This is a genomic window from Campylobacter parajejuni (genome assembly GCF_046764905.1).
Taxonomy (GTDB): domain Bacteria; phylum Campylobacterota; class Campylobacteria; order Campylobacterales; family Campylobacteraceae; genus Campylobacter_D.
In genome coordinates, this window is record NZ_JBKORB010000003.1 from 153,080 (window position 1) to 178,926 (window position 25,847).

The window sequence follows — 25,847 nt, forward strand, 5'->3', positions numbered from 1 at the left end:
TTTACTTTAAAAAAGCGATAAATTTACAAAGGAAAAGAATGGTTTTACTTGATGGTAAAGCTTTAAGTGCAAAAATTAAAGAAGAATTAAAAGAAAAAAATCAATTTTTAAAAAACAAAGGAATACAAAGCTCTTTAGCCGTGATTTTAGTAGGAGATGATATGGCTAGTCAAGCCTATGTAAATTCTAAGGCTAAAGCTTGTGAAGAATGTGGTATTAAATCCTTAGTTTATCATCTTAATAAAAACACGACTCAAAATGAGCTTTTAGCCTTAATCCATACCCTAAACCACGATGATAGCGTTCATGGAATTTTAGTGCAGCTTCCTTTGCCAAGTCATATTTGTAAGGATTTGGTGCTTGAAAGCATTATAAGCAGCAAAGATGTCGATGGGTTTCATCCTATTAATGTGGGCTATTTAAATTTAGGCTTAGAAAGTGGTTTTCTACCTTGCACTCCGCTTGGTGTTATGAGACTTTTAAAAGCATATGAAATCAAGCTAGAAGGCAAAGACGCCGTTGTCATAGGTGCTTCAAATATAGTAGGGCGTCCTATGGCTACTATGCTTTTAAATGCTGGAGCTTCGGTAAGCATTTGTCATATTAAAACCAAAGATTTAAAGCTTTACACCCAAAGGGCGGATTTGATAGTCGTAGCAGCAGGTTCTGTAAATTTGCTAGGTAAAGATGGGGTTAAAGAAGGTGCTATTGTCATAGATGTGGGGATTAACCGCCTAGAAAATGGCAAGATAGTAGGCGATGTGAATTTTGAAGAAGTATCCCAAAAAGCAAGCTATATTACCCCAGTTCCGGGTGGAGTGGGACCTATGACCATAGCTATGCTTTTGGAAAATACCCTTAAATCTGCTAAAAATAGACTTCATTAGGAAAAAACTATGGAATTTTTAAAGAAATTATACAAATTTTCGCAGTCTTGGACGGGGACTATTGTTATCGTTCTTTTAGTGATTTTTTTCTTTATACAAGCCTTTGTTATACCTTCAGGTTCTATGAAAAATACTTTATTGGTAGGGGATTTTTTATTTGTTAAAAAATTTAGCTATGGAATTCCTACTCCGCATATTCCTTGGCTAGAACTTCCTGTTTTGCCTGATTTTGACAAAGACGGACATTTGATTAGGGGCGAGGGTCCAAAAAGGGGCGATATAGTCGTTTTTAGAAATCCCCGCAATGAAAAAGAGCATTTTGTAAAGCGTTGCGTAGGCGTGGGTAAGGATAGAATTGTTTATGCAAACAAAACCCTTTATGTGAGAATGCACGAAGGCGATGAGTATATGAAAGAGCATTATCCAAATGACCTTATCACGCTAGGCGGTCAAATTTATGTGAAAGAACCTTACAAACAAAAAGGCATCCACTACGACCCACAAAGAGACATAGAAAGCGATATTTTGCGTTATCTTAGCATAGGCGATTTTGCTATGGCACCGACTTATTTTAAAGAACTTGGAAATCATATGGGTTTTAGCGGGGGCAATGCTTATGTTTTTGATGTGAGCGAGAATGAGTATTTTATGATTGGTGATAATCGCGATTATTCTTATGATAGTCGTTTTTGGGGTTCTGTGCCTTATTCTCTTATCGTAGGTAAGCCTTGGTTTGTGTATTTTTCTTGGGATAAGGATAAAAATGTGCGTTGGGAGCGAATAGGTCGTTTCGTTGATACCCTAGAAAATGACGAAAAATACATTCACGACCACGATGATGAAGATAAATTGAGCTAAATTTATAAAAAACTTAGATTTTTAGAATTTTTATTAACTCGTCTTTTTTCAGCTCACTTATATTTTCATCACTGATAAGCAAAAACTCGCTTTTTACGAGCGGAAGTATCATACCTGAGCCGAATTTATTTTCATTAAAGGGTATGAAAATATCTTTTTCTAAATTTCCTAGTATGAGATTATTCCTTCCGCTTTTAATTTTTAAATCCATACCCATTTTTGCATACAAAAGCGAAGAATTTTCCAAAGCCCCGCTTAGTAATTTTACAAGTTTTTTTCCAAAAATAAAGCAAGATAAATAAGCCGCCATAGGATTTCCCGGTAAAATAAGCACTAAATTTTTACCCTTTTGATAAAGTTTAGTAGGTCTTGCAGGGCGTGCTTTTAAACCCTTAAAAAGCGGATGAAAACCAAGCTCATCTAAAGCTCTTTCCATAAAGTCAGCCTCTCCTACACTCGCACCGCCTGAAGTGATTAAAAGGTCGAAATTTGTATTTTGCAAGGCTTCTTTTGTATTTAAAAAATCATCTTTAATAATACCCAAATAACAAGCTTCTTCAAACATACAGAGCAAGGGCAGGGCATTAGCATTGTAAATGCTTTCTTCATCGCATTCTTGCCAAGGCTCTTTTAACTCATCGCCACTTGAAAAAATTCCAACACGAATTTTTCTTATCACTTCTATTTTATAAAATCCTTGAGAAGCAAGCAAGGCTATATGCTTGGCATTAAGTTTTGTGCCTTGTTTGAGTAAAAGTTCATTCTGGCTTAATTCTTCGCCCTTATAGCGGTAAGCATTATGCTGTTTTGGAGCTTTTTTGATGATGAGCTTATTTTCTTCTATACACTCATCTTCTAGCATTAAGATAGTATCGGCATTTTGGGGCATTTTAGCCCCCGTCATAATCTTATAACATTCTTTTTCGCCTAGCGTGTAAGGGTTTTTATCCCCTGCAAAAATAGTGCCTTTGATACTTAAGGCTTCATTCTTATCAGCGTAATTAAAAGCATAGCCATCAAGGGCTGCATTATCAAAACTGGGTAAATTTTTTCTCGCATAAAAATCCCTAGCCAAAACACGCCCCCTAGCATTTTCAAGGCTTACAAGTTCAAATTCATTCAAACTTGAAATTTGCTTTTCTAAATCTTTTAGGGTTTCAAAGATATTTTTCATTCTTCAAGCCTTGTGATTTTGACCCCTAAGGCTCTAAATTTTTCTTCTAATTTTTCATAGCCCCTATCAAGATGATAAATTCTATGCACCTTGCTCGTGCCTTTGGCTGCAAGGGCTGCTAAAATCAGGGCTGATGAAGCTCTTAAATCCGTTGCCATCACATCAGCAGCATTAAGCTCTTTGCCTCCGACTATGGTCGCAATATGCCCATTAAGCTTAATATCTGCACCCATTCGCAAAAGCTCACTTACATGCATAAAGCGATTTTCAAAAAGCCTTTCATCGATAATGCTAGTGCCATTTGCCTTTAATGCTAGAGCCATAAACTGCGCTTGCATATCGGTTGGAAAACCCGGATATTCACTTGTCATAATCTCCACAGGCTTAATTTCTTTAGCTGGAAGTAGGGTAATGCTATTCTCTTCAATCAAGCTTTCAAAGCCCATTTGACCTAGCTTTGCCAAGACCGCACTCAAATGCTGGGCATTGATTTTATTTAAGGTGATTTTTGAATTACAAATCGCTCCCGCACAAAGATAAGTCCCCGCTTCTATCCTATCGGGTATGACGCTAAATTCTTCAAATTCCAAAAGCTCCCCATCGCTACCATAAATTTCAAGCTCATCACTAGCTATGCCTTTTATATCAAGTCCAGCTTTAGCTAAAATTTCGCAAAGCTGAACGACTTCAGGCTCTTTTGCGACATTTAAAAGTCTTGTTTTGCCTTTGGCTAGGGCTGCAGCCATAATGATATTTTCACTGCCTGTAACCGTGATTTTATCAAAAAGAATTTCATTTCCTTTTAATCTATTACTCGCTACTACATAGCCTTGTTTGATTTGTATATTCGCACCCATTTTTTCTAGGGCTAAAAGGTGTAAATCTATGGGGCGTTGTCCTATGGCACAGCCACCGGGCAGGGACACTTCACAATGCCCAAAGCGAGCAAGTAAGGGTCCAAGGCTTAGTATGGAAGCTCGCATTTTTCGCACTATGTCGTATTTGGCTATGGTTTGATTAAGTGTGCTTGTATCTAGCAAGGCGGTATTGTTTGCAAAACTTACCTTAGCTCCTAAATTTTCTAGTAAGGATATGAGAGTTTTAATATCAGCAACTGCGGGGACATTGGTTATTTTAACTTCATTTTTTGCTAGTATGCTTGAAGTGATTAAGGGCAGGGCGGCATTTTTTGCTCCACTTATGCTAACGCTTCCACTTAAGTGATTTGTTCCTTCTATTTCTAAATAAGTCATTTTAAACCTTAGCTTGAATTTCTAAAGCTTGATTATAGCTTTATTTAACTTTATGAAAGTTTATTGTTTTTGATTTTTCAAGCTTCAAATTTGTATTTTTAGGGTATTGGTTTGAGAATGATGGGGGTTGATTTTTGTGATTTTGAATTTTTAAGGGTGCAAAGCCAAAAAAGGCTTTGCGAAAAAGAGAACTCTCATTGTGTATGAATTAAAACTGATATTTAAGACCTACATTACCGCTTAAATAAGTTTCACTTTCATCATTGATTTTTCCACTTAAAAGATGTTTAACACCCGCTGCGAAAGTGAATGCCCATTGGTCTTTGATATTAATATCTCCACCTACTATAAACGAACCATAAGTTTTTTTCTTATCGCTTCCATTGATAGTAAATGAAGTAGGGCTTCCTAAGAATCTCGCTGTATAATCATCTCCAGAAGTGATAACATATTGTTCGATTTTTGGTGTAGCATAGACATAGCTTTCTTTAGAAAGATATTTTCTAAATTCAGCACCCGCTTCTATACTTGCGTCAAAATTAGTTTGAGAACGAACATGTTGAGCGTATGCACCATTTTCATTATAATCCGGTGTGAAAGAATAATAAAGATTAAGTCCCGCTAAAGGCTTGATATACAAATCATTTCCCATATCAAATACATAGCCATAAGTTCCACTAGCACCTAAGAATTTTCTAGTAAAATCAGAGGAGTTGGTTGTTCCAGCTATGAATCTATCTTGGTCAGTCCAGCCAAATTGTGCGTAAGATTTAAAATCAAATTCGCTATTACCATAAAGCGTTCTTGTGTATAAACCTAGTTGCAAGTTATCACTTTCTTGGTTTGCTAGGCTTGTTTTAACTTCTGAATTAGCATAAGTTAAATAAGCACCTAAAATAGTATCTTCGCCTACTAAGCGGTCATATCCCGCACTCACACCATATAAAGCACCGCTGTTGCTATCGATGATATTTGCACCGCCAATTACATTTGCCCATACATTATCATCATAGCTTCTTGCACCATAAGCGTAAGTTGAATCACTAGCAATTCCATTTCCTGCGGCAAATTTTTCTCCTATACCCATAGTAGAATAAGGATTGCTAAATTTCGCCAAACGATTTGAAATAGCCATATCATTAGACATATTAATAGCACCCACAGGTGAATTTAAGGCTGAATTTCCAGCAGTAGAACGGGCTGATTTTTCTATATCGTTAATCACTCTACCATCATCAAAGATATAATTTGCCGTTCCAGCTATTTTACCGCCTACATTTGAAGTGGCTAAAGAAGCAAAAATTTGTCCCTTTTGACCCGCTGTGATGTCATAATTAGCATCAAGTTTGGTATTTAGGCTAGTTGTTTGGTTTTTGATTTGTGCGATAAGGCTGTTGTATTGCGCTAAGCGATTGTTAAGTTCATTAAGAGTTTTTTTATCGCTTTCAAGCTTTTGTGTGGCTTTATCGTAAGTTTCTTGAGCTGATTTGATTGCATTTTGGTCGCTGCCTTTGTTTGCTTCATCAAGCTTAGCTTTTGCTGCATCTACGGCTTTTTGAGACGCAGCGATAGTTCCACCTTCTTTTGTGTATTCAGTGATTTTAGTATTTACTTGTTGTTTGTTGGTTGCAAAAAGACCGGTTTCTGTTTGGTTGGCACTATCGTATTTATAAAGACCTTCTAAGGCTGTTTTTTGAGTTTGAAACTCTGTTTGGATAGCTGCGTTTAATGCTTTAGCGTCAAGAGTTTTATTTGCGTTGATAAATTTAAAGCTTCCATCCACATAAAGAGCATTGCCTTTTTCCACTAGTTTAGCATCATAAAGAGTATTTAAATCTTGATTTTCAAATAGCTGATGTAAATCGCTTCTATTGATAGTTCCAGTTCCACCCGCATAGTTCGAATCTAAAAGATTAGACGAAACATTTACAAATTGCTTATGGATAATCAAATCCGCTATATTCCCTGCTGCGTCCTCTGTGATTTTTTGTTTATCGTTAGAGCCTTGAAAACCTTTACTAGCACTCATAATATAAAAACCATTACTGGTTACACGACTTAAATCAGACACACCTGCGACAAAAGTCGTATTAGTAGCACTGACCTTACCATTTACATTAAAATTGGCTTGTCCATCATTTACAATCAAGCTATCTGTAAGGCTTAAGTCTCCATTAACAGACAAAGAACCATTGAAATTTTCGCCAAAAATGTTTGTATTCATAAGCTGAATGGTTGCCTTATCTAAACTCACTCCATTTGTAGCTGTGATAGTGCTAGAGCCACTGCTTACATTGATAAGAGTGTCCCCTAGGTTAGGATTAGTAAGCGTAGGCTGAGTTGTTCCTGTAAAAGAAAGCTTATCGGCAGTAATATCAAAGCTATAACCTTCATTTGTAAAATCTGCCATATCGAATTCTCCACCCAAAGAAGCTTTGTTTTGATTACTTCCTTCGAATTTTAATTCGCCTGATTGTCCTGCTCCTGCTTTGATGGTAAGATGTTTGAGTTTGTCTTCGTCTTTTTGAGAAACTTTAGTATTTCCTAGCTCAGTTTTTACAACATCGTTAGTTTGAAATTCGTAGGTATAAGAATTTTTATTATCTTTTCCTTGTGTTAGCTTATTGTCATCGCTGACATCAGCTGCATAAAGCCCCCCCCCCCGTGAGCAACTAAAAAGCTCGCTGCAATGGCAGAAAGCACTACTTTTTTATGATATCTCATAAATAACTCCTTCTTTTTTGATTTAAATTGCGTTCGAATTCTAGCATATCGCAAAGAAAAAAACAAGGAATTCTTGCATAAATTAATATTTTTTTAACAATTGGGGGGGGGGGGAATGCCTAAAGCTTCATAAAATTTTTAAGCATTTTTTTACCCTTTTGGCTTAAAATCGCTTCGGGGTGAAATTGCAGTCCATAGATGGGGTATTTTTTGTGCTTGATAGCCATAATGATATTTTGCGAATTATGGGCTAAAATTTTGCATTTTTTAGGCATTTTGCTAATGTGCAAGGAATGATACAGGCTAATTTCAAGCCCTTTTTTTATGCCTTTGAAAATAGGGTCTTTTTTAAAATAAAGCGTAGAGGTTTTGCCGTGCATGGGACTATGCATTTTAGAAATTTTTCCACCAAAAACTTGGGCTATGCACTGATGTCCTAGGCAAATGCCTAGAATTTTTTTATGCTTTTTAAAATGCTTGATGGCTTTTAGGCTGAGTTTAGATTCTCTTGGAGAATTAGGACCCGGAGAGATGATTAGGTGGGTGAAGCTAAATTTTTCCAAATCCTTAGCCCTTTTAAAAGCGTCATTTTTTATCACTTTACATTCAAAACCAAGCTCTTTAAGATAATAGATGATGGTATAGCTAAAAGAGTCGTAATTATCGATAAATAAAATTTTTTTCATTGTAATTTTACCCTTTTTAAGCCACGCACAGAATTGATACAATAAATTCTCTCAGCTTCGAATAAATCGTGCTTGAAAAGCGTTTTTTTTTCTATAAGTTTAAGATGGAGCAAAAAAGTTCTATAAATACCCTTTAGCATACCGCTTTGAAGCTTGGGGGTGTAAAAATGGGCGTTTTTTTCTAGAATGAGATTTGTCCTTGTTCCTTCGCAAAGCTCGTTTTTTTCGTTAAAAAAAGCTAGGTCATAGCATAAATTTTGCTGCCATTTAACTGAGTATCTATCATACAAAGTCCGCAAAGAACTCTTATGATAGAGCTTATCACTTTTTGAATCTAGCCTTTCATCGCTTAAAAGCAAAATATCGCTTGAGCTTTGTTTTAAGGTGCTTTGCTGGAGTTTAAAAGTCCCATCTTTAAGCAAGATAAGCTTTAAAATCCCTTCTTCATAAGGGCTTTTAAGCTCAAAATCATAAAATAAAGAATGTTTTTTGTGAAAAATTTTCTCATTAAGCTTTAAAAGGCTAAGGTTTTGATACGGCTTGTAAGAGTTTTTTTGATTTAAAATAGTATGAAAACTTTTAAGTATATTATGGACTTTGAAATTTAATTTGAGTGCTGATTTTATCAGTCTTTGTAGATGTTCTTTTAAAAATAAAATTTGATTATTTTTAAAATACATAGTTTCAAATAAATAAAAATCACAAGGATTTAAAATTGCACTTTTAAGCTTTAATTCTTCAAATTCATCTTCAAAATTAGAATCCCAAACCAAACCGCTGCCCGTGCTGTAAGTATAGCTTTTGCCTTGTTTTTCTAGGGTGCGAATAGCAACGCTAAATTGGCTTTTATCTTTATAAACAAGCCCTATGGCTCCGCAGTAAATTCCACGCTTTCTTTGCTCTAATTCCTTAATGAGCTTCATACTTTCAAGCTTTGGCGCACCTGTTATAGAACCACAAGGAAATAGGGCTTTAAAAATGCGATAAAGAGTAGTATTTTTTTTAAGCTTTCCTTGTATGCTTGAAGTCATTTGGTGCAAAGTAGGGTGGCTTTCAATTTCAAAAAGCTTGGTTTTTAGGCTGTTTTTTGTGATGATTTTTGAAAGGTCGTTGCGTAAAAGGTCGCAAATCATAACATTTTCACTGCGATTTTTTAAATCCTTTTGCAAGAAAAGCTTGTTTTCTTTATCTTTTATGGGGTCTTTGTCTCTTTTTATGGTGCCTTTCATAGGTTTTGTGAGTATTTTTCTTTTTTTGCTTTTGAAAAACAATTCAGGCGAAAAAGATAAAATTTCTCTTTCGCTATCTCTTATAAAAGCCTTAAAATCCGTATCCTGTCTAGAAAGTAAAAGTTTAAAAAGTTTAAAAGTATCCATTTTGCTTTGAAAATTAAAATTTTGAGTGAGATTGAGCTGATAAACCCTGCCTTTTGAGATGGCTTTTTTGACCTTTGTGAAATTTTCTCTGTATTTTTCTTGATTTAAAAAGCTTGTAAATTCAGGGAGAAAATTTTCTTCGCTCAAGGTTTCGCTTTTAAATTTTTTTCTTTTTTTAAAGGCAAATGCTGATAAATAAGCCTTTTTGCTTGTGAAATTTTTATCTTCAAAATATTTGTAGAATTCATAATCTACAAGCACTAAAAAATAAAAATCATTTTTGTGCTTTTGTATGAATTTAAAACATTTTTTGCTTTCATTGTGATTATGGGCTTTTAAAATGTATTTTAGCTTGTGATAAATATGCCGTCCAAATACCGCAAATTTCTCATCTTTCATTTAATTCCTTTGCAACTTGTGCGGCAAGTTTGAGCTTGTCATTGTCAAAATGCGTGTAAATTCTTGAAGTGTTTAAACTCGCATGTCCTAGGGCTTCTTGAACTAAAACCAAATCTTTTTGTTTTTTGTAAAGTAGGGTGGCAAAGGTATGACGCAACATATGAGCGCCGTTTTTTTGCTTGCGAATTCCCGCACGAAACAGAAGCTGTTCGACTATGCGACTCACATAGGATTGGGTTAGGGGGGTTCCTTTTTTATTGACAAAAAGCAAAGCATCCTTACTCATATAATTAATGCTGAAATTTTGAAGCAAATCAAAAATGAGTTCTTTTTTTATCATTACTACGCGATATTTGTTGCCTTTGGCGCGAATTCTAATGATATAAAGGTCGTTTTCTTCGCTAATATCTCCCATTTTTATGTGAATGGCTTCGCTAACGCGTATGCCTGTGAAAATGATGATTTTGATGATGAGCTTGTTGCGTAGGGTGTTGCTTTTGAAATCTGCATTTTCGATAGCATCAAGAAATTTCTTAAGCTCTTCTTCACTCATAAATTCAGGCAGTTTCACTCCCTTTGCACCCGAAATTCCTGCCCAATTCTTAAGAGTGATGTCAAAAATATGTGCCTTTTCTTCTTCTTCATTTTGCCTATCTAAAAAATCAAAAAAATTAATCACAGCAATGCGGTAATTTTTTTTACTCGCATCCGATAAAGCCCCCGTGATACTGGCTAAAACTTCCACAATCAGCTCTTCATCAATTTGTTTTAAAGAATAAAGCTTGTAAAAATTTAAATACTCAAATACCTTTTTCAAAGGGTTAAAATAAGTATTTACTCCATTTAAACCCGCATTTCTTGCTTTTTTGGCTAAAGCGTCAAGCTCTTCTATGTTTTTAACACCCTTTGTAAGAGTGAAATTAACCTCTGCTAGAGCTTGGGGATTTTTTAGCTCTTTATTGGATAGGGAGTTGAGTTTAAATTTTATGTATTTTGCTAACCAAAACAAAAAGGATTTTTCAAAATTTTCTTCACAATCTAAAGGGTATTTCATAAAAACTTTTCCTAGAATTTTAAAATTTTAGCTTTTTTCTTTGAAAAAGGCATTTTAGTATTAACTTGGTAAAAAAAAGCTTTTTTTGAAAAATAAAGCTTGGAAAATAAATTTTAAAAACCTTCAATAAAAAATATTAAATAAAACTTATATACGTATGTATGAAGATATGATAAAAGGTAAAAATATGTAAAAATTTATAATTTTGTATTGAAAACTATAATTTTCAAACTTTTTTATATATACTCAAAATACAAAGCTTTATTCCCTATCAAACCATCTGTATTTAATATTTTTATGATTTTACTTTTTGTATATTTTAAACTTATCCATAAAATATAATGTAAAAAAATGATTATTTTGTTTTGTAATTTGAAAAGTATAATTTAACTTTTTTGAAAATTGTAAAAATATTATTGAGAAAGCTGATTTTATTTTATTATCAAAACATATATAAAAATGATAAATTTTGAAGATTAAATTTTCTCCCCTATTTTTGATTTTTTATGAGATAAAAATATTTTTCTGTGTTAAAAGGATTAAAAATTTTTAAGAATATTTTTATATTAATAGTTTTATAATAATTTTTATACAAAAGCTTAATAAAAAGTTTTATTGGCTTTAAAATTTCAAGGAGAAAATGATGAAAATTTTAAGAAATTTTACAAAATGTGCTGTCGTGTTTGCTTTTTTAGCTGGTGTTAATGCAAGTGCATTGAGCGAGGATAAAGAATACATAGTCCTTAAAACTCCTATTGCTGATGCAGATAATTCGCTGATTGAAATTTTTTCTTATCGTTGTACGCATTGTTATGACCATCATAAATTTAATACTATGGGTAAGGTTAAGGAAAAATTGCCTAATTTAACTTATAAATTCTACCCTGTAAGTTCGATGGGGGATTATGGAAAACAGGCAAATGAAATTTTTGCTTTTGCTGTGTTTAAAGATAAGGCCAATAAGACTGATTTTACAGATAAAAATAGCTTCACTCATAAAGCCGCACAAGCTTATTTTGATGCTTATTTTAAGAAAAAGCAAAGATGGGAAAATGGTAAAAATCCAGAAGCTTTTTACGCAGTAGGTTTAAATGCTATGGGTGCGAATAAGGCTGATTTGGAAGCTTTTTTAAAAACTCCTGAGGCTAGTGAAATTTTAAAAGCTTATGAAGTGGCTAACCCTATTTCGCAAAATTACGGCACCCCTGCTTTTGTGGTTAATGGTAAATACCAAATCATTCCAAGTGCTATTAGCTCTCCTGAAGCTTTGATTGAAATTGTTGAAGAGCTTAGTAAGCAAAAATGAGTTGTAAGATGAAAAACATGGATTGCTTTAAACTTTCTAAATGGCAAGACACACGTTCGCCTTGGCTGATTATGATTGTAGTAACTCTAGGGCTTACTTTTGTGGCACATTTTTTATTTCAAGAATATCTTTATATGGAGCCTTGCGAACAATGTGTTTATATAAGATTTGATATGTTTGTTATGGCTTTGGGCGGTCTAATTGCTTTGATTAATCCTAAAAACAATGTAATTAAAATTTTTGCTTATACTTTGGCCTTTTATGGAATTTGGCTAGGTTTTGAGCATTGTTTAACCTTAAATCATATCCATGAAGTTGTTCATTCAGAAAATCCTTTTGGTGGAGTTGATGGGTGTCGTGAAATTCCTATTTATCCCTTTAACTTGCCTTTGCACGAGTGGTTTCCTTCTTGGTTTAAACCAACAGGAGAATGTGGAATGGATATTCCAGTAGTCCCAGAAAGTGCTAATCTCAATGCTTTTCAAAAATTCTTCATAGGCACTCCACCTAATTTTGAAGATGGACTTTATAGCGAGGGGTGGTATTTAATCCCTAGTTTAAAATTTATGAATATGGCTATTTGTTGTTTTATAGCATTTTTATGTTGTTTTATTGTGCTTTTTGGAATGTTTATGGCTTATATTTTAGATAAGAGCAAGGCCGGGTCTAAAATTTTTGCCTTAATTATACTTGTTTTGGTTTTAATACTTAAATTTACAGGCGAATTAAAAATTAGCTAGTATTAAATGGACCATTTCAAGATAAATTTAGAATGTAGCAGTTTAAAATCTGCTACATAGTTTTAAAATTTTATTAAGCTATTTTAGGATGGCTTAAATAATTTTAAAGGATAAATAATGAGACTTAGCAAAACTCTTTGCCTAGCGTTACTGGCGGGTTCTACCCTACTTGCACCCAATGCTTTGATGGCTATGGGCGGTCCTAGCGGAACAAAAATAGATTGGCAAATTCAAGGACAAATAGGTGCGGTTAAAATAAACCCTTATGGACTAGCTCCTTTAACAGCTGTGATTATGGATAATGGGTATGTTTTAAGCGATATACAAGTAAGTATTCTTCCTAAGCCAAATGGTCAAACTATCTCTTATAGCGTGGATTCTAAAATGGCTAAGACTTATGGCGGAATTCCTGTATTTGGACTTTATCCTTCTTATTTAAATACGATAAAAGTAAGCTATACAAAAACCGCAAACGGAAAAAGTCAAAAAGTTACTGATGAGATATATAAGATTGCCGCTTCTGGAGTGAATATAGAGCCAAGCGGAAGCACTGAGCAAAGGGGAATTCCTTTTGAGAGTGTTAAAGTATTAAAAATGGACCCAAAATTTTCAGATAGATTGTATTTGGTAAATAATGCTCCCGGAAAACAATCAGGCAAAGGTTCGCAATCTGTTTGGAATAACCCCACAGGTGGTGCTATGGAGTGGGATGAGAATTCTAATGTGTTTATCATAGATACTAAGGGCGAGATTCGATGGTATTTTGATAATAGTAAATTGATGGATTGGGATAATATTTATAATCGTGGCATTATGATGGGTTTTCATCAAAATAAAGATGGGGCTTTAACTTGGGGTTTTGGTCAAAGATATGTAAAATATGATATTTTAGGAAGAGAAATTTTTAACCGCAAGCTACCCCCTGCCTATATAGATTTTTCTCACGCTATGGACAATATGCAAAATGGACATTATCTTTTAAGAGTGGCTTCGGCAAATGCTTTGCGCCCAGATGGCAAGCACGTTCGCACAGTGCGTGATACGATTGTAGAAGTAGATGAGAATGGCAATGTAGTTGATGATTGGAGATTGTATGATATTTTAGATACTTATAGAAGCACTATTATCAAAGCTTTAGACCAAGGTGCAGTATGTTTAAATATCGATGCGAGTAAAGCAGGTAAAACTTTAAGCGACGAAGAGCTTGCTAAAATGGACGAGAGTGATAAATTTGGAGACATAGCAGGCACAGGTATAGGTAGAAATTGGGCGCATGTAAATAGTGTTGATTATGACCCGAGTGATGATAGCATTATCATTTCAAGTCGCCATCAAAGTGCTATTGTTAAAATCGGTCGTGATAAAAAAATCAAGTGGATTTTAGGAGCACACAAGGGTTGGGGCGATAAATTCCAAAAATATTTATTACAACCTGTTGATAAGAATGGTAAAAAAATAATTTGCGATGATGATTATAGTAAATGTCCGGGCTATGAAAATGAAAATGGTGGATTTGACTTTACTTGGACTCAACATACAGCTTGGAGAATTGATAGCAAATCCAATAAACGTTATATTTATATAAGTGTTTTTGATAATGGCGACGCAAGAGGGGCTGAGCAACCCGCATTTGCAAGTCAAAAATACTCTCGTGCCGTAATTTATAAAATCGACCAGCAAAATAAAACTGCAGAGCAAATTTGGGAATACGGCAAGAATCGCGGGAACGAATGGTTCTCTCCGGTAACTTCTTTAACTCAATATGCAGCAGATAAGAATTCTATCGTAGTTTATAGCGCTACAGCTGGAATGGGTTTTGACCTTAGTAAGGGTGTGAGTCTTGGAGAGCCGAAGCCTGAAATTGATGAATTTAAATGGGGCGCGAAAGAACCTTCGGTTCAAATTCAATTTATCGGTTCTGGAACAGGATATCAGGCAATGCCTTTTAGCGTCGAACAAGCTTTCAGTCCTAAAAAATAATTCTAAGCCCAAATGATTTGGGCTTGTTTATTTTTTTTCAATAGAATTGTCTTTTTAAAATTTTTATTGAAAAAGGATGTGCGATGTGTAAATTTTTTTACAAAATTTTTATACTTCTTGCGTTTTGTTTTAGCTTTGTATTGGCAAAAGATAGCTTTATTACTTTAAATCCCGCTGTGCCAAATTCCCAAAATTCAGTGATTGAAGCCTTTTCTTATAAATGCATACATTGCTATCATCATCATAAATTTGGGACTTTGGAAAAACTAAGAGAGGCTTTTCCTAATTTACATTTTAAGCTTTATCCTGTAAGTTTGATGAATGGGGACTTTGCTAAGGAAATGAATGAGCTTTTTGCCTTTGCTCAATACCAAGATGAGCAAAATGGCAAAGACGCAAGTTATAGTGATTCTCTTACGCATAAACTTGCTGATGTTTATTTTGTTTCTTATTTCTTAAACAAGCAAAGCTTTTCAAACTCAAATGATTTTTACGAAGTGGGTTTAAAGGCTATGGGTGTGGATAAAAATGAAGTGTCAGTTTTTTTAAACACTACTAAAGCTAAAGAAATTTTAAACGAATTTCAAAGAGCTAATGACATAGCTAAAACCTACGGCACCCCTGCTTTTGTGGTAAATGGAAAATATCAAATCAATCCAAGTGCCATAGGCTCCATGCAAGATTTGCAAAATTTGGTTAAAAAACTAAGCGATATGTAAAATTTAGGCATTTTGCCTAAATTTATTTTTTAATATCAAGCTATTATCTTTCAAAATATAAAAATGTAAATTTTTTAACAATAAAATACTTAAAACTTGAAAAATTAATACAAAAATAAAGTTTTTTTAGCTAAAATCACAGACTGCGATATTTTTAAAGGTTAAGCTAATGAAGAATTTAAGCATACAAGAAAAAAAAGATTTGGATAATTGCGTCTTTCAAAAACTTGGAAGAAAAGATACTATAACTTTCATTGCTGTTTTAAAGAATTTTCTAAAGAAAATCAGAGTGTTTGTTTATTCTAAATAATACCACTTAAAATCTTTTTGCGTATAAGAAAGCTCCTTAAAAGAAGGAGCTTGGATAAATAATTTGCATTCTTTGTCTAAATTTTCTATCCCATAGACTTTCATAGCCATTTTAGAATTATGTTCTTTAAGTTCTATACCCACACAGGCTTGATTGTTGATTTTATAAAGCAAGATTCCACCCTTTTTTTCATCTATATTTAAGATGCTTAAATTTTTATCCCTACTCATATCCCCTATATCCTTGCTAAAGGAATAACGCAATTTATAATATATCATAATATCTTGCATAGCCTTTTTCAGCTCTTGTAAATTTTTATTTACAAAATATCCATCATTTTTATATAGCCTTAAAAAATCCTCATTGAGAAAATTTTGAAAATTTTCATCTTTGGCTAAGGCTTGGCAAGAATTATAGCTTTTGAGAATTCTTACCTGCTCTGCTTGTATTAGAAGCTCAAGACAAGCTTTATTGTCTTGTGAAAATTCAATGAGTTTAACTTCATAGCTTTTAAAATCTTTATTAGGCTTTTTTTCATAGGCAAAATCACTTAATTTTTCATAAATATTAGCAAAGCCCAAAGAATACAGGCTAAGAAAAATAAAAATATATCCTTTCACTCAAAAAGCTCTTTGTAATTATTTCTTAAAAATTCAACCACTTCCAAAACTTCATCAACCCCTTCTTTGTTTGAAGTTTCTAGTATGCGGTCTATATTATCAATATAAGCTTCTATGGCGTTTTCTAACTTTTCTCTTTTAACCCCAGCATATAAAAGCATAGCTTCTAAAACTATGCTAAGTTCATATCTTAAATCTTCTAGTTCGTTTTTTAAATTTTTATTTTGCAAGATTATTTTCCTTTTTAAGCTCTTTACTTTTGATTAAATCAACAATTTGAGCTTTGATGTGATTATAATTTGTTCCATCTTTAAAGGCAGCAAAAAGCCCACCACTAGCATTTTTATGCCCTCCTCCACCTACTAAATTTTTAGCCATTAAGCTCACATCTACTTTACCATTGGCACGAAAGCTTAAAGTTTTCCTAGAACTGACATCGATAAAAAAATCATAATCTGGATTTTTTATCAAAAACTCATTACCGATAATAGAAGTATTGCCTATATTTGAAGTTAAAATTCCCTTAAAACCTTCATATTCTATACTGAAATTTACTCTTAATTGGCTTAATTTTTCCACCACAAAATGAGAAATTAAATTAGAAAGCGTGTCATCATCTTTTCTAGAAAAAAAATCTTTTTTTATAAAATGTATAGCATTTTCAAGCAGGATATTTGCCTTATCCTTGTCTATAAATTTACACGCCCTATCTAGCAAAAAAAACATATAAGCAAGATGGGCTTCTTTAAACATCACACGATTTATCTCTTTAGCATTGGCAATTAAAGCTAAAAAAACTTTTCCTAGTTCAAAATTTTTATCTTCACTTAGCCAAATATCCACCGCATTAACAACATTAACAAAATTTGAAAGTTCTAAATTTGCCACACAAATTTTAGAGAAAAAATCATAAACCATCTTAGTCGCACAACGCTTAGTATCAAGCAAATACCAAGCATATTTTTTAGCACATTCTTCGCCGCTTTGATGATGGTCAAGTAAGAAAATTTTTATATTTTTTTCCTTGCAAATTTTATCAAATTCTTCACACTGAGCGGGGGTTAAATTCAAATCCGTTATTAAAATAATAGCTTTTTTTCCATCTTTTTCTATGTCATTTAAAATAGTATTAAAATTCTCATTGATTTCTTTGCCATAATTAGAATTATAAAAGCTTACATTTTTAAAATAAAAATTCACTATAAATTGACAGGCATAACCATCTAAATCTGTATGAGAAAGATGATAAATTTTCATTCTTTTCCTTAAAGTTCTATCTTAATAATACCTTCGGTATTAAAATTCGTATTTTCCGCAATTTCAGCAAAGCTTAATACGACAATATTAATGCTAAAATTATAACAAATATCAGCGATAAATTTCCTAAGCTGAGGCTCAACACAAAGTATAAAAGGCTTAATACGACCATTTGCTACTGCGGCAACTTCAGCTCTTAGAGTATCTACTAAAGTGCCTGTTTGAGCCACGCTTAAAGGCAAATGATAGCCTCCATCTCTAAATTGCACATTCTCCATCAAAACAGCCGAGCTAGCAGAATCCAAAATAAAAATATCCAAATTCCCCTTATCATCTAAATACATATTTGTAATCATTCTAGCCAAAGACGCCCTTACATGCTCAATAATCATATCAAAACTCTTGCTTACTTCAGCTATATCGCTAATAGCTTCTAAAATAGTCAGCATATCCTTAATCGGTATGTGGTGTTTAAGTAAATCTTTGAGAATTTTTTGCACCAAACTCACAGGAGCCACAGCCAAAGCACCTTCAACAATGATAGGATAATCATTTTTAACCTTATCGAGTAAATTTTGCACTTCTTGGCGGGTTAAAAGCTCGCTAGCGTGTGCCTTAATAAGCTCACTCATATGTGTTGAAATCACACTAGCAGGGTCTATGACTATATAGCCATTAAGCGTAGCTTCATCTTTTAAATTGGCATCAATCCAAAGGGCATCTGAATTAAAAGCAGGCTCTTTAGTTGCAATGCCTTCTATCTCTTCTGTGATAAAACCACTATCCATAGCCAAGTATTTCTCAGGGTAAATTTCAGCTCCAGCAATGGCTACACCTTTAAGCTTGAAGCTGTATTCATTGGGCTTAAGTCTTAGATTATCTCTAATTCTAATCTTTGGCATCAAAAAGCCCAAGCTCTCAGCTATGCTTCTTCTCATAGAACGAATTCTCTCAGTCAGTTCATTTTCAGCTAATTTAATAAGACCATAGCCAAGTTCTAACTCTAAAATCTCAACCTTAAGAATATCATTGATTTTATGTTCTTCTTCTTTGATAATTTCTTCTTCACTTTTCTTTGCAGGAGCTGCTACAGTTGCCCCATCTTGTGTTGCGGCTGTGGCACTGGGTTTGCTTTTTTTAGGGGTGTTTATATCGATTTTACCTTCTTTAACTTGCTTAGTAAGATAGCCAAGACCTAAAAATACCAAAGCCATAAAGCCCAAAGAAAGCGTAGGCAAACCCGGAACTAAGGCAAAAATGAAAAGCACAAAACCCACGATTAAAAGTGTGCGGTATTCGCTTAAAAGCTGATTTAAAGTCCCTTCGGCGAAATTTTCCTCGTCTTTACTCGCACGGGTTATGATAATAGCCGTAGCCGTAGAGGTAATAAGACCCGGAATTTGTGATACTAGCCCATCACCTATAGTTAAAATAGTATAAGTAGAAGCTGCATTGCTAAGGTCCATATCGTGCTGAAAGGCACCGATTAAAAAACCACCTATGATATTAATGATAGTGATGATAATGCCCGCAACTGCATCGCCTTTAATAAATTTAGAAGAACCATCCATAGCCCCATAAAAATTGGCTTCAGCTATAATCTCTTGGCGTCTTGCTCTTGCCGTTTGCTCATCAATCAGCCCCGCATTTAAGTCCGCATCAATAGCCATTTGCTTACCCGGCATCGCATCAAGGGTAAATCTTGCTTGCACTTCAGAAACTCTTGTGCTACCTTTGGTTACAACCATAAAATTAATTAAAACCAAAATACAAAAAACTATCACACCGATGACCATATTTCCACCCACGACAAATTCCCCAAAAGCCGCGATAATTTCACTTACCGCTTCAGGACCATTTTGCCCTTCGCTTAAAATCATTCTTGTAGTAGCGATATTTAAGGATAGTCTAAAAAGCGTGATTATTAAGATAAGAGTAGGAAAAGTTGTTAAATCGGTGGGCTTAGGTATATAAATGGAAATTAAAATAATAAGCACCGATAAAGCAATGCTTAAAGCCAAAAAAAGTCCAAAACAGGACTTGGCAAAGGAACTATAATAATAGCTAAAATACAAACTAAAAAACCAACAATAGTTAAGCTTTTAGCTTTTAAAACAGGGGCGATTAAAGGCCCCAAAAAAGGAAAAACTAAATCAACTATTTTATTTTTTGCCATTATTTTTCATAATATCTTCTAGGGTAATAGAATCTAAAAATTCATCCACTTTATTTTGTAAATTGATTAACATAGGCATTAAAGTGCAATTTTCTTCTTTGTTGTTCGGGCATACACCCCCGCTGCATTCAAATACGCTAATGTCTTTTTTTTCAGCACTATTAACAATTTCTTTTATGGTGTATTCTTTTGGGGGTTTAATTAAGACAAAACCACCCTTTGCACCTTTAAAGGATTTTAATAATCCGTCCTTAGCTAAAGTTTGTAAAATTTTAGCCAAAAAACTTTTAGGAATATCAAGCTCTAAAGCTAAAGAATCTACATCTTGTGGCGTTTCTTTTTGGGAAATATAAATTAAAGAAAGTAAAGCATATTCGCTAGCTTTGGTAAATAGCACGGATTCTCCTTGTTTTAATTACAAAAATACTATAATTATAATAAATAATTCTTAGAAAAAGACTTAAATTTCAGTAAAAGCTTTTAAAAAAGATAAATTCAGCTTATTTTTTGCTTTTTAAGATAGAATTACACTTCCACAAATATTTTATTTACCAATCAGGAGGTCTATGATGGCTTTGGATTCGGCCAAAAAAGCAGAAATAGTTGCGAAATTCGCTAAAAAACCGGGCGATACCGGTTCAACAGAAGTTCAAGTAGCTCTTTTAACTGCAAGAATTACAGAACTTACAGAACACTTAAAAATCTACAAAAAAGACTTTTCATCAAGATTAGGACTTTTAAAACTTGTAGGTCAAAGAAAAAGACTTTTATCTTATCTTAAAAGAAAAGATTATAATTCTTATAGCAAATTAATCACTGAGCTAAAACTTAGAGATAAATGAAATTCAAAGCCCATTTTTGTGGGCTTTTATTCTTTTTTAAAATTTTACATTCTTTTACTTTAGCAGATGGGTAATTGCTTGTTTTAATCTAAAGTTATAAAATTTCTCTTTGTCCTTTAGCATCAGGTTCGCTCAAAATCCCATTTTGTGTAAGTTGCTCTATGATATTAGCCGAGCGGTTATAACCGATTTTTAAACGGCGTTGCAAATAAGAAATACTTGTTTTTCCATCTTCTAATATCACTCTTTTAGCTTCTTCATAAAGCTCATCTCTTTGGCTATCTATGCTTTCGTTGCTTGTTACACCTACGCTTTGTTGGTCTTTTAAAAAGCTTTCATCGTATTCTACGCTTTGTTGGTCCTTTAAGAAATCTACGATTTTTTCTATTTCAAATTCACTTGCAAAAGGTGCGTGCAAACGCACAATAGAGCTTGTTCCCGGTGGGGTAAATAAACAGTCCCCACGCCCCAACAAACTTTCAGCACCCATAGCGTCTAAAATAACCTTAGAGTCAATTTTCTGCCCTACTTTATAAGAAATTCTACTCGGTAAATTTGCCTTAATAAGTCCCGTTACCACATCCACAGAAGGCCGTTGTGTCGCTACGATAAGATGAATTCCACTCGCTCTTGCCATTTGTGCAAGGCGTCCTATGTAAAATTCCACATCCTTACCCGCAGTCATCATCAAATCCGCAAGTTCATCGATAATCACAACTATAAAGGGCAACTCTTCTTTGCCCAATTCTTTCATTTTTTCATTATAATTTTCTATATTTTTGGTTTTTGCTTCTGCCATCAAGCGGTAACGCCTTTCCATTTCCGCTACCATATTTGAAAGCGCATTGACTGCTTTTTTAGGGTCGGTTATCACAGGGGTTAAAAGATGAGGAATGTCATTATAAATGCTAAATTCAAGCATTTTAGGATCTATCATCATCAAACGCAAGGTTTTAGGGGAATTACGATACAAAAGACTTAAAAGCATAGAATTTATACCCACACTCTTACCGCTTCCAGTAGTTCCTGCTATAAGTAAATGTGGAAGCTTTTTAAGGTCGGTTACAAAGGCATTTCCCACGATGTCCTTTCCTAAGGCTATGGTTAGGGGACTTTTTGCATTTTTGAAAATTTCACTCTGTAAAATTTCTCTTAGATAAATGGTTTGAATTTCATCATTTGGCACTTCTATACCCACCACATCCTTGCCCGGAATTGGAGCTTGGATGCGAATGGATTTTGCCATTAAAGCCATAGTTAAATCATCTTGCAAATTTAAAATGCGACTGACTTTTACATCCGCACTAGGACGAAATTCAAAGGTCGTTACCACAGGTCCCACATAAGTGCTTATGACATCGCCACCTATTTTAAAACGACGCAATTTTTCAAGCAAATTATAAATTTTCTTATCAATTTCGCTTTCATTAATCTCTTGCCTGTGTTCTTTTGGATTAGCCAAAAAATCAAGAGCTGGCAAACTAAAATCCTTTGGAAGCTCAAGTTCGCCCTGCTCTATTTCGTGTAGTAAAGCTTGATTTATAGCAATTTCTTTGGCTAAAACTGCTTTTTGAAGCTTGATTTCTTGCTCACTTACTTGTTCATCTATGGGTTTATTAGATGCTTGGCTTATTTGCTTTTGCTCATTTGTTTGCTCTTCTTTGTTTTCTTCTACCTGATTAGCTACTGGCTCTTTTTCAAAGTCCAAATTTTGCACGGGGCTTAGCTCATTTTCTGGGACTATTTCATTGATATTTTTTATAGGAGTGGGTTCTATATAAGGATGGGTTAGTTCTTCAACAATAGGTGCAAAATCAAACATATCATTTGCCTTATCTGAAATTTTCTTCTCTTCGCTTTTTGGATTTTCAATTTTTAGATTTTGCGTATTTTCTTGATTAAAAGTGTATTTATCGCCCTTTATAATAGGGTTTGAATCGATTGCATCATATTCTTCTAATTCTTTGATTTCTTGTTTTACTTTATTTTCTAAAATTTCATTTTGATAAGCTTTGTATTCTTGCTCTAGCTTTTCTTTTTTTATAAAATTTTCCCTTAACGCAAGCTCTTTTGTAAAAATTTTTGGTTTAACTTCTTGTTTAGAGAGTGGAATTTCAATATTTTTACGCTTATAGCTAGGTTCGTCTAAATTTTTATTTGTATCTATTTGTTTTAAATCTTGGGGTTTTTTAGGTTTTAAAAAGCGTTCTGGAATCATATCTACCTCTTCTTCTGTAATAAAATTAAATTCTTCATCAAGACTAACACTTGACTTACTGGCTTTTTGTGCAAAATTCCACACTTGTTGGGAATGCTCATAAACAAAACTTCTTGATTCTTTTAAACTTTGTTTATCAATTTCTAAAGTTTCATCTAAAATTTGATTTTTTAGTTTTTCAAAATTTTCCTTAGCTGTTGTGATGGAATTTTTACTTGCATTGATATTGCTTTCTTTAACTATCTGTTCTAAGCTACTGGTTTTTGTTTTTTCATCTGCTTGTGAATTTTTAAACCCATCGTTTTCGCCACCAAACACACGCATAAGTAAGGATTTAAATCCTTGTTCTACTTTTAAAAGCAGGGTAAAATCTAATTCTATTTTTAGAATTTCTTTTGCAAATTTTGGAAACAATAAAATCAAAGAAAAAAACAAAAGCAAAAGAGCAAAAATTCCACTTCCCGTGTGTCCTAAAAGAGTGGAAAAAATTTCATAAACAAAACTCAAAATATAGCCTGAGTTTTTATAAAGGGCGGAAAACAAAAGCAAAAGAGCGAAAAAGGCTAAAGAAAAACCAAAAAGTTCTCTACGCTTAAAATTTTCTATCTTATAGCTTTTTTTATAAGCAATATAATTTAGCACAAGCAGAAAAAAAGGATAGTAATACCCAAATTCTCCAAATAAAAACATATTGACTTTATAAACCCACTCTCCCATACTAGGCACTAGCATACAAAGACAAAGATAAAAAATAACAAGAGTAAGGCTAGTAAAAAGGGCTTCTTTTTTAATATTTTTTCCTTGAAAATAAAATAAGAGCCCATTATACCATAAAAATTTTTACATATAATTTAACAAACTCAGTTGTGATATAGTCGTGCTAGCCTTTAAAGAAGCTTGATATGCAATTTGAACCTGCATTAAATTCATCATTGCTTCGCCATAATCCACATCGATAACATTCTTCCTTATGCCCTGCACATTAACGCTTAAAAAAGATGTCCGTGTATTTACACCTTCTATAGAGTTATGATAAGCTCCCATTGTAGTATTAAGTTTGCTCACGTGGTCGGCTAAATGGTCAAGCCTTTCTAAAGCTCCTTGCATACCTGTATTTCTTGGGTCTTCACTCTCAGAATCCGCTCTCATATTTCCTTTTAAAACCGAATCTATCATCGCATCAAGGTCTTTTATAATATCTACATTAGGCTCATCAATCACTAAAGAATTATTAGCACTAAAACTAAAATTAGGACCATTTTGAGTGTTTGCTGTTGTTGCAAGTGGGGGTCTAGGAAAAGTTCCGCTCTGCGAATCGCTAAGTGAAACTTGAATATTAGTAGTAGTTGAAAGCTTATCTGTAATACTAATGCGTCCTTTATAATCCATACTCACATCCACACTTTGACGTGAATCTTGCATAAGCTGTTGTAGGGTATTATAATTAGCTTCTGTGATTTGTCCATTATTTGGCGTTATAGTTTGGGTAGGAACTTTATCGGCTGCAAACATACCTATGATATCATTAAGCTGTTTATAGGTAATATCATTAGAAGGGGTTACAACACCATTATTTCCGGTTGCTGGATTAACGTGAGTGATAGGAAAACTTATGGTTTGATTAGGGTTGTTAGGGTCAGGGAAACTTACTGTTGAATTTTGTAGATTGATTGTTACATCATAGGTATTGCCACCTTTGGAATTTACCTTTAAATTTAAAGTAGTCCCGTTTAAAGAATTTCCAGCCATAACTTCGCTTAGCTTGGTAGAATCCGTTGCATAAGCATTACTTCCCTTAATCACTTGAGAAACATTACCATAGACATTATTTCCATTTTTTTCAAAATACACATTATCATAATCCGCCCCATCTGTAGCATTGCCATCAATATCAGTCATCTTGCTTTTGATAAAATCCGTTTGTTTAAGGTCGATTTCAAAATTTTGATTATTGATTTGTATAGTTACAGGGCTTGTGAGTTTTGTTATATCGCCATTATTTTGCTGTGTGGCCGCCGTCATAACAGCATTAGTTAAGTCGTCCATACTCATAGGAGGATTTGCTGCTGCCATTGCTGTTTGAATATTTTTTAATTCTGTCTTATCGTCAAATTGCGGTGTGAAGGCTACGGCGTGAAAATCAAGCTTGTTATTGCCTTGTTTTAAATCTGTGATTTGAATTTGACCGCTATCATTGAGTTTTACTTCGACTACTTTATTATTTGGAGTATTACCATAAAGCACACCAATTTGCTCCATAACATCTTCCATAGTGCTATCAGGTTTTACCAAAACCGCACTTTTAAAGCTTGTTCCATCAGGTCTTGTACCTTGGACATAAAAAGATGAAGGTGGAAAATCAAGCTTACTATCGGCATACTCAAAATCCTTTTCAGGGTCTAAACCATCATCTTTAACATAACCCTGCCCTATGAGATTTTGCCATTTAGATTCACTTGTGAGATATTGCTTTTTATCAGGGTCTTTAGTCAAATTCCAGCGATTATCTGTAAAGCTGACATTGGTGCTAGTTTGCTTTTTATAATCCCCATCAGCCTTAAAAAACAAGTCCCATCCGGGCACATTATAAGGACTTTGTGTTCCTGAGCCTGTAACGACATTGAGATTGTTTTTATCTCCATAATAATTGCCTTGAGCGTCAAAAGGCTTATTTGCCACCTGAGAACCTGCAAAAAGGTATTGGCCATTGACACTAGTATTAGCCAGTTGGACTATACTTTCTTTCATGCGTTGCAATTCTTTGGCTATGGCTTCTCTTGAAGTTTGAGAATTCCCATCGCTTGCTGCTTGAGTAACTTTAACCTTAAAATCTTCTAAAAGTTTAACCATATCTTGCAAGGCTTTCATACTATTTTGAGTCATTTCTTGGGCTGATTTTGTCGCTTCTTTAACCTGTTCTAAGGTTTTAATCTCATATTCAAGCCTTGTGCTATCGATGTAGGTGCTTGCATCTTCGTAAGAATTTTGAATTTTAATACCGGAGCTAAGCTGTTGTGAAATTTGAAGCAAGGCACTTTGGGCACCCATCGAGCTATTAATGCCGTTTGTGAAATTTAACTTATTTGTAACTCTCATTTTTTTCCTTTTAAAATTTTTAAAGTTAAAATCTTTTCAAAATTGCTATATCAATGAAAAAGCAATAAGTGTTCCAAATTTTAAACTTTATCAACTTATATCGTCTTTTAAAAAATACTTTTTATTTTTAAAGTATTTTTTAGCCTAAAAAAGTATAATTCTACTTTCAAAA

Annotated in this window: 20 protein-coding genes and 1 pseudogene; 8 read left to right on the forward strand and 13 right to left on the reverse strand. The window is 33.8% G+C overall.

Translation table 11 applies throughout. The features are described 5' to 3' along the window. Positions 1 to 38: 38 nt before the first annotated feature. Together folD and lepB are read left to right on the forward strand one after the other, a co-directional pair. Positions 39 to 887 carry a bifunctional methylenetetrahydrofolate dehydrogenase/methenyltetrahydrofolate cyclohydrolase FolD gene (gene folD / locus ACLL8X_RS04075; RefSeq protein ID WP_411989663.1) on the forward strand — a complete coding sequence of 283 codons (849 nt, stop codon included), beginning with the start codon at positions 39 to 41 and terminating at the stop codon, positions 885 to 887. A 9-nt stretch (positions 888 to 896) separates the two neighbouring features. Continuing rightward, positions 897 to 1,745 carry a signal peptidase I gene (lepB, locus tag ACLL8X_RS04080; protein WP_411989664.1) on the forward strand — a complete coding sequence of 283 codons (849 nt, stop codon included), beginning with the start codon at positions 897 to 899 and terminating at the stop codon, positions 1,743 to 1,745. Positions 1,746 to 1,758: 13 nt separating this feature from the next. Here the strand turns inward: lepB and ACLL8X_RS04085 are convergent, their stop codons facing one another. The 6 genes from ACLL8X_RS04085 to ACLL8X_RS04110 all read right to left on the reverse strand — a co-directional run bounded on the left by ACLL8X_RS04085 (position 1,759) and on the right by ACLL8X_RS04110 (position 10,411). After that, the gene (locus tag ACLL8X_RS04085) at positions 1,759 to 2,919 is read right to left on the reverse strand and encodes a molybdopterin molybdotransferase MoeA (protein ID WP_411989665.1); all 1,161 of its coding nucleotides are present in this window, start codon (positions 2,917 to 2,919) and stop codon (positions 1,759 to 1,761) included. Then, on the reverse strand, positions 2,916 to 4,172 hold the full coding sequence (murA, locus tag ACLL8X_RS04090) for a UDP-N-acetylglucosamine 1-carboxyvinyltransferase (protein WP_411989666.1): 1,257 nt from the start codon (positions 4,170 to 4,172) through the stop codon (positions 2,916 to 2,918). The genes ACLL8X_RS04085 and murA overlap by 4 nt, the downstream gene beginning before the upstream one ends. Positions 4,173 to 4,380: 208 nt before the next feature. Then, the gene (locus ACLL8X_RS04095) at positions 4,381 to 6,582 is read right to left on the reverse strand and encodes an autotransporter family protein (RefSeq protein WP_411989667.1); all 2,202 of its coding nucleotides are present in this window, start codon (positions 6,580 to 6,582) and stop codon (positions 4,381 to 4,383) included. A gap of 433 nt (positions 6,583 to 7,015) precedes the next feature. Further along, on the reverse strand, positions 7,016 to 7,582 hold the full coding sequence (locus ACLL8X_RS04100; protein ID WP_411989668.1) for an anthranilate synthase component II: 567 nt from the start codon (positions 7,580 to 7,582) through the stop codon (positions 7,016 to 7,018). Further along, complete coding sequence (locus ACLL8X_RS04105; protein WP_411989669.1) at positions 7,579 to 9,357, reverse strand: chorismate-binding protein; 1,779 nt, start codon at positions 9,355 to 9,357, stop codon at positions 7,579 to 7,581. Before ACLL8X_RS04105 ends, ACLL8X_RS04100 begins: the two co-directional genes overlap by 4 nt. Next, the gene (locus ACLL8X_RS04110; RefSeq protein WP_411989670.1) at positions 9,347 to 10,411 is read right to left on the reverse strand and encodes a tyrosine-type recombinase/integrase; all 1,065 of its coding nucleotides are present in this window, start codon (positions 10,409 to 10,411) and stop codon (positions 9,347 to 9,349) included. Before ACLL8X_RS04110 ends, ACLL8X_RS04105 begins: the two co-directional genes overlap by 11 nt. Before the next feature lie 643 nt (positions 10,412 to 11,054). Between ACLL8X_RS04110 and ACLL8X_RS04115 the strand changes: the two genes are divergently transcribed. From ACLL8X_RS04115 to ACLL8X_RS04135, 5 genes are all read left to right on the forward strand, one after another. Next, positions 11,055 to 11,717 (forward strand): thiol:disulfide interchange protein DsbA/DsbL, encoded by a 663-nt coding sequence (locus tag ACLL8X_RS04115; protein WP_411989671.1) that lies wholly within the window; start codon positions 11,055 to 11,057, stop codon positions 11,715 to 11,717. After that, the gene (gene dsbI, locus ACLL8X_RS04120) at positions 11,714 to 12,457 is read left to right on the forward strand and encodes a protein-disulfide oxidoreductase DsbI (protein WP_411989672.1); all 744 of its coding nucleotides are present in this window, start codon (positions 11,714 to 11,716) and stop codon (positions 12,455 to 12,457) included. Before ACLL8X_RS04115 ends, dsbI begins: the two co-directional genes overlap by 4 nt. Before the next feature lie 117 nt (positions 12,458 to 12,574). After that, positions 12,575 to 14,437, forward strand: a complete 1,863-nt coding sequence (locus tag ACLL8X_RS04125) for an aryl-sulfate sulfotransferase (protein WP_411989673.1) — start codon at positions 12,575 to 12,577, stop codon at positions 14,435 to 14,437. An 83-nt stretch (positions 14,438 to 14,520) separates the two neighbouring features. Beyond that, positions 14,521 to 15,156, forward strand: coding sequence for a thiol:disulfide interchange protein DsbA/DsbL (locus ACLL8X_RS04130; protein ID WP_411989674.1), 636 nt, complete (start codon positions 14,521 to 14,523; stop codon positions 15,154 to 15,156). A 169-nt stretch (positions 15,157 to 15,325) separates the two neighbouring features. Then, on the forward strand, positions 15,326 to 15,466 hold the full coding sequence (locus ACLL8X_RS04135) for a hypothetical protein (RefSeq protein ID WP_411989675.1): 141 nt from the start codon (positions 15,326 to 15,328) through the stop codon (positions 15,464 to 15,466). Here the strand turns inward: ACLL8X_RS04135 and ACLL8X_RS04140 are convergent. From ACLL8X_RS04140 to ACLL8X_RS04160, 5 genes and pseudogenes are all read right to left on the reverse strand, one after another. Next, a complete protein-coding gene (locus ACLL8X_RS04140) occupies positions 15,454 to 16,086 on the reverse strand; it encodes a hypothetical protein (RefSeq protein WP_411989676.1) in 633 nt (210 codons plus the stop codon). The two genes, ACLL8X_RS04135 and ACLL8X_RS04140, sit on opposite strands and share 13 nt — an antisense overlap. After that, on the reverse strand, positions 16,083 to 16,316 hold the full coding sequence (locus ACLL8X_RS04145; protein ID WP_411989677.1) for a hypothetical protein: 234 nt from the start codon (positions 16,314 to 16,316) through the stop codon (positions 16,083 to 16,085). Before ACLL8X_RS04145 ends, ACLL8X_RS04140 begins: the two co-directional genes overlap by 4 nt. Continuing rightward, entirely contained in the window at positions 16,306 to 17,343 is a 1,038-nt protein-coding gene (locus ACLL8X_RS04150; RefSeq protein ID WP_411989678.1) for a DHH family phosphoesterase, read from the reverse strand. Before ACLL8X_RS04150 ends, ACLL8X_RS04145 begins: the two co-directional genes overlap by 11 nt. An 8-nt stretch (positions 17,344 to 17,351) precedes the next feature. Then, positions 17,352 to 19,519 (reverse strand): annotated as a pseudogene (flhA, locus tag ACLL8X_RS04155) (flagellar biosynthesis protein FlhA). After that, entirely contained in the window at positions 19,506 to 19,916 is a 411-nt protein-coding gene (locus ACLL8X_RS04160) for an Rrf2 family transcriptional regulator (RefSeq protein ID WP_411989679.1), read from the reverse strand. The pseudogene flhA and the gene ACLL8X_RS04160 overlap by 14 nt, the downstream one beginning before the upstream one ends. 172 nt (positions 19,917 to 20,088) lie before the next feature. Between ACLL8X_RS04160 and rpsO the strand changes: the two genes are divergently transcribed. Continuing rightward, a complete protein-coding gene (gene rpsO, locus ACLL8X_RS04165; RefSeq protein WP_411989742.1) occupies positions 20,089 to 20,361 on the forward strand; it encodes a 30S ribosomal protein S15 in 273 nt (90 codons plus the stop codon). 94 nt (positions 20,362 to 20,455) lie between these two features. Here rpsO and ACLL8X_RS04170 read toward each other — a convergent pair whose 3' ends face one another. Both ACLL8X_RS04170 and flgL read right to left on the reverse strand, forming a co-directional pair. Continuing rightward, positions 20,456 to 23,311, reverse strand: coding sequence for a DNA translocase FtsK (locus tag ACLL8X_RS04170; protein ID WP_411989680.1), 2,856 nt, complete (start codon positions 23,309 to 23,311; stop codon positions 20,456 to 20,458). A gap of 108 nt (positions 23,312 to 23,419) precedes the next feature. Then, the gene (gene flgL, locus ACLL8X_RS04175) at positions 23,420 to 25,675 is read right to left on the reverse strand and encodes a flagellar hook-associated protein FlgL (RefSeq protein ID WP_411989681.1); all 2,256 of its coding nucleotides are present in this window, start codon (positions 25,673 to 25,675) and stop codon (positions 23,420 to 23,422) included. Between the last annotated feature and the right edge of the window lie 172 nt (positions 25,676 to 25,847).